Here is an 8603-nt window from a genome sequence, read left to right as displayed (position 1 = left end):
AAAAATATTCTTAACAAAATTTTTTTCCAAATTTCTTTTTTACTATAACCTTTAGATTTATAATATGAAAACAATGTATAGAAAAATATAACTAAAGCACCTATAGAAAATAATAATTCTACAATAATACTAATAAGCTCATTCATAAAAAAAATCCAAATTAAATATATAATTTTGTAGAATTATGCACCTAAACCTTCCTGTCAAGTTTGTAGACACATAATTATGCCTACAAGCTTGTTCATTTTAGAAATATCTGCTGATTTTTATATTAGCGATAACATTCATAGCCTATATATCCCAAACCTGTACCAAATCCTACTGCAGAGCCAACTCCTCCTCCTAATGATAGACCTCTTCCGCAGCGCCTATTGGTCCTCCAACTGACACCCCATAACTCCACCAATTACCACTCCCATATTATGTCCCCTATGTCCCATTGAAAATCCTGCTGAGAAATAATCTCCAACAGTACACCCAAGTCGTGATCCACTGCTTGAAAAATTCATTGAAGTAAAATTAGACCAACCATTAGAAAAACTAGAACCAAATGAACGAAACATATAAAACCTCTTTAATTATTGTTAAAAATAACTGTATCACAAAGATACAGTGGAAAATTCATTATTGTTCACTTTATAAGAAGTAAAACATAATTTGTAAAAATAATAATAAAAATACTGTATAAATAATAAATACATTATGTTTATATTATATTAATACAAGATATATATTTTGTATTAATATAATACTATTTACAATACTGTTTAAATATGCGACATTAATCGCTCTTTCTCTTAAATAAAATCATAAATTCAAATGAGACATTCACAAGAAAAACTAGTATCCTTTTCTCTTGGTTTACAATAACAACAAAGAAATATATTTATTATGTCATCGAACTCAGTTGCGTTGCTGTTGTTTTGCGTTTGCTGGGCTTGGTGAATCCTTTTATTTTTCAAGCGATTATCGACCGTATTCCCCCTTTTCAGCGTATTGAAAGTCTCTATGCTATCGTTGTCTTGATGGTTGCTATCATGCTGTTTAGCACGGCTCTTAGCACTCTTTCAGGTTACTTAGGTGCCTATTTAGCCAATCGGCTTACGCTAGAATTTGGACGGCGCATTTACACCCATGTGTTAAGCCTTTCCTTGCCCACTTTACGCACTTGGCAAATGGGGAAACTGTTCACGCGAATCTGAGATGTTGATACAATTCGCGGGTTTCTAACAGGAACCATCGCCACAACCGTACTGAATGTTCTGTTTGCCATTATTTATATTGCTGCACTCTTTTCCATTAGTCCAAAACTGACCTTTATTGTCCTTATCATTTTACCTTTACAAATGGGTTCTTTAGCGTTTGTCGGTCCCTTCTTGCGCCGCCAATTACGCCGTGCTTTCACTCTGCAAGCCGCCCATCAATCGCGCCTTATTGAAAGTTTTATCAATCTTGAAGCCATTAAAGCGCATGTAAAGGAGCCAGCCCATACAATACGCATGCAAAAGACTTTAGCCCGTAGTTTAGATCAAAGCCTTACAACTAGTAAATTGCATCTTCTCAATGGAGCCATGAGTCATATTTTTGGTGATCTTTTCACTATTTTTATTATCTTTTTTGGTGCTCAGGCAGTTCTTCAAAACCAGATTACACTAGGACAACTTATTGCCTTTCATCTCCTCGCTGGAAATGTTTCTGGTCCTATCTTAAACCTTGCATCCCTATGGGAAGAATGACAGCATTTGAAAATCTCTCGTCTTCGTTTGGGCGATATTCTTAACTCCCCTTCAGAATGGGAAGAAGAAAAGCCGCCTCTTCAACTCAGCGCTCCTCCTCATCTTGAAGCCAACGATCTCTGTTTTTCTTATGGAGATAAGTCCATTATCAATCATCTTGATGTCTGTTTACAACCTGGGCAACCAATTATGTTACTTGGTCCTTCAGGGTGCGGAAAAACAACCTTGGCGAAGCTCCTTTGTGGACTCTACCCCCCAACAAGCGGAAAGATATTGATTAACGCCCAACCTTTACAGAATTTTGATGTCCGTAGCGTGCGTGACACAATCGCGTATTTTCCCCAAAATCCTTGCCTTTTTTCCGGAACCATTCTTGAGAATATGCTTCTTGCTAAACCAGATGCCACTAAAGATGAAATCGACTCTGCACTATATGTTAGTGCTTGCCATGATTTGATTGCTCAGTTGCCTCTAGGACTCAATACTCAAGTAGGAGAGCAAGGTGGTTTTTTATCAGGTGGTCAGCGCCAACGCTTGGCTTTGGCTTGTTTCTTTCTGATAAATCCAAGCCTTCTTATTTTGGATGAACCTACTTCTGCATTGGATGACACTGTCAGTGCACAAATTGTTGAGCATTTATATAAACTTTCACAAGATCGTATTGTTCTTGTTATTACCCACAAACGTGATCTCTTCCCTCAGTATGCAACCGTCTTAAACTTTACTGATTTGGAGGCAAAAAATGGCAGATAAAGCTCCCTATTTGCGCCCTTTGTCACCAACTCTTCATATGGTTGTTGCTGTTTTAATTGCTTTATTTCTCTTTATTGTGATCGGCAGCTTTATCGCAAAAACAGAGATTGTTGCACGGGGGCAAGGAAGTGTTATTCCCACCGCTTACGTTCAGCTGGTCCAAGCGCAAAATACAGGACGCATTGAGAAAATCCTTGTAAAAGAAGGGCAATTTGTTCATCAAGGGGATCTCCTTATTCAATTAGATCCTCGTGAAGCCCTCAATGAGTGCGCACGTGTTCAAGCAGATATCGCGCAACAAACCCTTCAAGCACAAATCGCAACAGCTATTTTAACAGCTTTGCACGAAAGTGATCCTTTGGATAAAGATTTTGTGACCAAAGGGCTTGCCTATCTGCCAGTTCCTCCTTCTGGCAATCAGACTGCAAGAATAGAAGGGGAAAAACTCATTAGCGCTACCCTTCAATCTCTCCAAGATAAATTAAGAGCGCTAAAAGCACAAGCGGACCGCGTCGAGCGCAGCGGTGCAACACAACATGCGCAATTAGATAGGTTGGAAGATGATCGTCAATTAAGCCAAGGAAAATTAAAGGCTGCAAAAAGCCTAATGGAAACAAAAGTCATTAGCCAAGCCGTTTATTTAGAGCGTTTACATGATTTTAAAAATGTCGAGCATGAAATTTTAACCAATCAAAGACGTTTGGAAGAAAATGCCGCCGAAATAAACACCCTCCGCCAACAACGGAAAAGTCTCATTTCCGATGAAATCGCCCGCTATCGGCAACTTTCGCGTGAAACAGAACTGAATCTTCAAGGATTAAAAGCAAAGCTTGATAGCACTCAATACCATCTTGACCACTTATCACTCTATGCACCTGTTGATGGACGTATCGATGATTTAAGTATCCATACTTTGGGCGGCTTTGTAGAGGCTGGTAAAACTCTCATGCGCATTGTCCCTGGTGCGGGTGGTCTCATTATTGAAGCATTTTTTGATAATCGAGATATTGGTTTTTTAGAAAAGGGCCAACGTGCTTACATCAAGTTTTCTGCCTTTCCTCCTGAACGTTTCGGTGTTATCCACGGTACAGTCGTTAATGTAGGCGCTACAGCGCGCTATAATAAAGAAATTAATGGTGTCTACGCTGTTTTAATCAAAATTGACCAAGATCACATCACTTTGAATAACAAACAACTTAAATTTATCCCTGGCATGACTGTAACAACGGATGTCATTACCTCAAAACGACGTCTCATTTCTTATTTCTTTGAACCTATCACCAAAATTTTAGAACAATCTCTAAAGGAAAGATGATGTCTGTAAATGAAAATCCATCACCATCACTCATAGATCCTCTTACGGCTTTGGGTGCCATGGTTGTTTTAATGCTTACATCTCCCTTATACCGCCGCTGGCGAATCTGGGATATTGAACGCAACATAGGACCCGCCTTACAGACTGGGCAATATAAACTCTATAAAAATGAACGTGGAGAATTTTGTGCCTTTATCACTTGGGCTTTTTTAGATGAGAAAAATCATCAATCTATGCTTGAAAAGGGAGAGCTTTTACCCAATGTCAATTGGCAGAATGGAAAATACGTATGGTTTATTGATTGTGTAGCACCCTATGGCCATACTGCTCATATTGTACGCGATATGCAACGAAATATATTTCCTGATCAGCGTTATTGTTATGCTGTACGACGTAATGAAGATGGTGGAATACGAAAAATTGCACGCTGGTGTTGCTATAGAGCGCAAAATCCAGCCAAATAGTTTTTCTAAAGCAAGTGCGCATAAATCATTTACCCCTCGTCTTATAGAAAAGAATCTTTTAAAAGAGCTCTTTAAGCGATAGCTATAGTAAAAGAAAACCTTACCATATTTAGAGCTAACCCGCTACAAATGGGTATTTTTCAGCTTACAAAACTTGCTATGAATAGCAATAGATGGTTAAGAGGGCTAATCCACTCTCAAGCTGAAATTTGATTAACTAATTTCACTAGAATTGGCTGGGGTACCTGGATTCGAACCAGGGAATGCCGGTACCAAAAACCGGTGCCTTACCGCTTGGCTATACCCCAAAAAAACACGCTTTATAGCGACTCCTGCACCTTATAGCGATTCCTGTGATTGGACGCAATATCTGAAAATCAAAGACCTTACTTTTTTATCATAAAATTTCTGAGTCTTGTATGGCATTGCATCAATACAAATTCGTAGCAGAAACTGATATACAGTTGTGCTTTTAACACAAGTAGAAACTATTTATCCACCAATTATTTTACTCTTTGTATTGATTTTTTAGGAACAGAAAATGAAAATCTTGCAGTTTACTCATTCTAATAAATTTGCATATGATTTACTTTTCTTGATATCTAAAATCTCATCTTGCTCAATTAAGATAAAAGCTGTCACCACATTGGCAACCGGTAAGTGTATGATAGTGCTGCAGTGCTCTTGCATTAAGCATAAAGATGGTAATGTCCACTAATTTTTACATTATATTATTCATGGGTAGCACCATAAAATAAAATCAAGCACATTGAAAAATATTTCCTAAAAAATAACACTTATTATTCTGTTGAAAACATTATGATACACCCATAAACTGGAAGAGTTTTGCAAAAATTAAAAACATTTTATATGGTATTTGAAAAAATAGAGATACAAAAACAAGGAATAATAGCTATTTCCATTTACTTTTTATTCAAAAGATAATGATATTTATTACCCACTCATAGATGTAAAAAATCTTCAGAAGCAATCTTTATGTAGACCAATACCCTTTTTGATTGATGAATATACATTTCCTAAAAGCTTCTTTTACAAAAAGAGAGACATTAAAACTATTTCATACAAACTAGGTATTCAACATTTGCTTTTAAATGCGGTAAATGGCAAATTAGGCTTATGAAATAAGCTTAACAATTAGAATCGAGGAGATTTTTAAATGGCTTTTGAATTGCCCCCGTTGCCTTATGATTACGATGCCCTTTCGCCTTATATGTCACGCGAAACGCTTGAATATCATCATGATAAGCATCACCTCGCTTATCTTACCAACACCAATAATTTTGTGAAAGAGTTAGGCTTAGAAAATGAAAGCCTTGAAGATATTGTTAAAAAAAGTTTTGGAAAAAATATTGGTTTGTTTAATAATGCAGCGCAGTATTACAATCATAACCACTTTTGGCTTTGGATGAAAAAAAATGGTGGTGGCCAAAAACTTCCTGAAAAGTTAGCAAAAGCTATTGACGCTGATCTAGGTGGTTACGACAAATTCCGCGCTGATTTTATTGCTGCTGCTAGTGCCCAATTTGGTTCTGGATGGGCGTGGGTTGCTGTTAAAAATGGCAAGCTTGAAATTATGAAAACGCCTAATGGTGAAAATCCCTTAGTGCACAATGCTCGACCTATTTTGGGTGTCGATGTGTGGGAACATTCCTATTACATTGATTATCGCAATACTCGACCGAAGTACCTCGAAGCCTTTGTAGACCATTTAATTAATTGGGACTATGTTTTGAAACTTTATGAAGAATGTGAATTTTAAACTGTCTCAATAATTTTTTAGTGTATGAAAGTCCCTATAATCCAATAAATTATCGGAGACTTTCATACAGAGGTATTATGGATTAGCAAAAGTCTTTTCCTGCTATCTTTAGAATATATGCATAGATATAGGCAACTTCTTCTAGCTTTGAAAAACGTCCAGCTGCACCAGCGTGCCCTGAATCCATATTAATACGTAATAAAATTGCATTATCGTCTGTTTTTAGGTCTCGTAATTTTGCCACCCATTTTGCAGGCTCCCAGTAAGTTACACGAGGATCTGTTAATCCTGCCATCACAAGTATAGGGGGATAGTTTTGAGCTTTGACATTATCGTAAGGAGAATAGGAAGCAATAAGCTTATAATCTTCTTCTGATTCAAGAGGATTCCCCCATTCGGCCCATTCTGGAGGAGTGAGTGGCAATGAAGCATCTAACATTGTCGCTAAGACATCAACAAAAGGCACATTTGCTACGATCCCAGCAAAATCCTGTGGAGCTATATTGGCAATGGCTCCCATCAACATCCCCCCTGCTGAACCACCATGAGCAATCAGCCGGTCGTGAGAAGTGAATTTATTGTTTACAAGGTAACGCCCACAAGCAATAAAATCTGTAAATGTATTGTGCTTAAAGAGATGTTTTCCTTTCTCATACCATTCTACTCCCTTTTCTTTTCCTCCGCGAATATGAGCAATAGCGTAAATAAAACCTCTGTTTACTAGAGAAAGTACATTACTATTGAAACTGGCAGGAATAGAGATCCCATAAGCACCATAACCGTAAAGCAGACAAGGCGCACCACCATCAAGGGGAGTATTTTTGTGATAAAAAAGTGAAATAGGAATCTTCTCACCATCGTCTGCTATTGCTGTAATACGTCGTGTTACATATGCATCTTTATTATGCCCAGAGGGAATTATTTGCGTTTTTAAAAGCATCCGTTTACAATTTTTCATCTCATAATCAAACACTTGATCAGGTGTTGTCATAGACGAATAGGAAAAACGAATAGTTGGACTGTTATATTCTGCAACTCCTTGCAGACCTAAAGAATAAGCCTCTTCAGTAAAAGCAATGGAATTAACTTGTTTAGTGGTACGTTCCATTACTTTTATACGTGGAAGCCCCTCAAAACGTTCGATCCAGACAAGAAAATCTTGATAAGCATCATGGGATAATATTAGGCACCCAAGCTGATGTGGGACAAACTCAGACCAATTTTCTGATTGTGGAGATGTATATGGCGCTACCATAATTTTGAAATCTTTTGCATTATCTAAATTGGTCAGAATATAAAAGACATCACCACCTTCTGTAAGTGAATATTCAATACCTTTTTGTCGTTTCCGTACACATTGGGGAATAGTAAAAGGCGCCTCAGCAGGAATTAACCAGATCTCGGATGTTTCATGATCATGAATATTAATATAAATAACATCATTAAGCTTAGAACCGCTTACATCTAAGAAAAAACCTGGATTGTCTTCAAGAAAAATAAGCTTATCTTGTGATTGATCTGTGTTTAATTGGTGATAATAGAGCTCTGAAGGTCGGTGGTTTTTATCCATCTTAGTATAGAAAAAACCTTCAGATCTAGCATCCCATACAATTTGACCAGATGTATCAGTAATTGTGTCCATACAGTCAGACAATGTCTCAAAATTACGAATTTTAGCTGTATAGAATTCTGATCCTTTGTCATCATAGGTCCATACCACATGTGTATGGTCAGGAGATTCTTGAACTGAACCAAATTTGAAATATTCTTTGCCTTCTGCCAAGACATCACCATTAAGGTACACGTTTTTTTCTCCGCCATTCCTTGGTGTCCGAAAATAATGTGGTTGTTGGCCTCCGGTAACATAAGAGAATCCGTAAGCAAAAGGACCATGTTTTATAGGAACAGAACTATCATTCTCTTGGATCCTGTTTTTCATTTCGGTAAAAAGCAAATCTCGTAGTGCTTTTGTATCAGCCATTTGAGCTGATTGATAAGCATTTTCTTTTTCAAGATAATGTCGAATATTGAGATCAAGACAGTTAGGATTTTTAAAAACATCTTGCCAGTTAGACGCACGTAGCCAATGATAGGGATCATCACGAAAAATACCATGATATATTTCCTTATGAGTGATTCTAGATGCTTTGGGAGGAATTGCAAAAGTGCGAGTCATACACAATCCTATATTAAAATATGTTAACAGCTTCATTTATATGTTAGAATCACAATTATTGATGCAAGTGTACAAATCTATAAGTTCTATTCACTTGCAAAAATAGTGCCATGATAATTTTTAAACTAATACCTTTCTGTTCATTACATATCACAGCTATTGTTTTCTAGGGATATAATACCACTTTTATAATGAAAGTGACTGGTAAAACAATTAAACTATGAGAAAAAGAATTGATTTTTTTTGAAACAGTATAATCGCATAATTTTATAGAAATGAATAAATATATCATAAATATTATTATTACTTTATAAAAAATAAAAATATTCTATGTCGTTTTAATGAATAGTTTTATATTATAAACAATGCTATTGTGTCA

Annotated in this window: 6 protein-coding genes, 1 tRNA gene and 1 pseudogene; 5 read left to right on the top strand and 3 right to left on the bottom strand. The window is 36.7% G+C overall.

Annotated elements, in window-relative coordinates; all coding sequences use genetic code 11:
* Positions 1-368 precede the first annotated feature (368 nt).
* Complete coding sequence (locus PVV63_RS09350) at positions 369-563, bottom strand: hypothetical protein (RefSeq protein WP_273791622.1); 195 nt, start codon at positions 561-563, stop codon at positions 369-371.
* A 378-nt stretch (positions 564-941) separates the two neighbouring features.
* Here PVV63_RS09350 and PVV63_RS09345 point away from each other — a divergent pair.
* The 4 genes and pseudogenes from PVV63_RS09345 to PVV63_RS09330 all read left to right on the top strand — a co-directional run bounded on the left by PVV63_RS09345 (position 942) and on the right by PVV63_RS09330 (position 4268).
* Positions 942-1736, top strand: a pseudogene (locus PVV63_RS09345) (ABC transporter transmembrane domain-containing protein).
* A 6-nt stretch (positions 1737-1742) separates the two neighbouring features.
* Complete coding sequence (locus tag PVV63_RS09340) at positions 1743-2489, top strand: ABC transporter ATP-binding protein (RefSeq protein WP_273791621.1); 747 nt, start codon at positions 1743-1745, stop codon at positions 2487-2489.
* Positions 2479-3804 (top strand): HlyD family type I secretion periplasmic adaptor subunit, encoded by a 1326-nt coding sequence (locus PVV63_RS09335; protein WP_273791620.1) that lies wholly within the window; start codon positions 2479-2481, stop codon positions 3802-3804. Before PVV63_RS09340 ends, PVV63_RS09335 begins: the two co-directional genes overlap by 11 nt.
* Positions 3804-4268, top strand: coding sequence for a toxin-activating lysine-acyltransferase (locus PVV63_RS09330; protein ID WP_273791619.1), 465 nt, complete (start codon positions 3804-3806; stop codon positions 4266-4268). The genes PVV63_RS09335 and PVV63_RS09330 overlap by 1 nt, the downstream gene beginning before the upstream one ends.
* Positions 4269-4501: 233 nt before the next feature.
* Here the strand turns inward: PVV63_RS09330 and PVV63_RS09325 are convergent.
* Positions 4502-4576, bottom strand: a tRNA-Gln gene (locus PVV63_RS09325).
* Positions 4577-5445: 869 nt separating this feature from the next.
* On the opposite strand from PVV63_RS09325, the gene PVV63_RS09320 reads away from it, so the two are divergent.
* Positions 5446-6048 (top strand): superoxide dismutase, encoded by a 603-nt coding sequence (locus PVV63_RS09320; protein WP_273791618.1) that lies wholly within the window; start codon positions 5446-5448, stop codon positions 6046-6048.
* 82 nt (positions 6049-6130) lie between these two features.
* On the opposite strand, the gene PVV63_RS09315 is transcribed toward PVV63_RS09320, so the two are convergent.
* The gene (locus PVV63_RS09315) at positions 6131-8224 is read right to left on the bottom strand and encodes a S9 family peptidase (protein ID WP_273791617.1); all 2094 of its coding nucleotides are present in this window, start codon (positions 8222-8224) and stop codon (positions 6131-6133) included.
* Positions 8225-8603 lie beyond the last annotated feature (379 nt).

It is taken from the genome of Bartonella sp. CM31XJBT, assembly GCF_028618555.1.
In the GTDB taxonomy this organism is placed as follows: Bacteria; Pseudomonadota; Alphaproteobacteria; order Rhizobiales; family Rhizobiaceae; genus Bartonella.
Note: the sequence above shows the minus strand (reverse complement) of the source record. Positions and strands in the feature narration are given on the sequence as shown.

Coding starts and splice junctions, on each gene's coding strand:
- PVV63_RS09330 (WP_273791619.1), top strand. CDS start 3,804: ATGTCTGTAAATGAAAATCCATCACCATCACTCATAGATCCTCTTACG.
- PVV63_RS09315 (WP_273791617.1), bottom strand. CDS start 8,224: ATGACTCGCACTTTTGCAATTCCTCCCAAAGCATCTAGAATCACTCAT.
- PVV63_RS09320 (WP_273791618.1), top strand. CDS start 5,446: ATGGCTTTTGAATTGCCCCCGTTGCCTTATGATTACGATGCCCTTTCG.
- PVV63_RS09350 (WP_273791622.1), bottom strand. CDS start 563: ATGTTTCGTTCATTTGGTTCTAGTTTTTCTAATGGTTGGTCTAATTTT.
- PVV63_RS09335 (WP_273791620.1), top strand. CDS start 2,479: ATGGCAGATAAAGCTCCCTATTTGCGCCCTTTGTCACCAACTCTTCAT.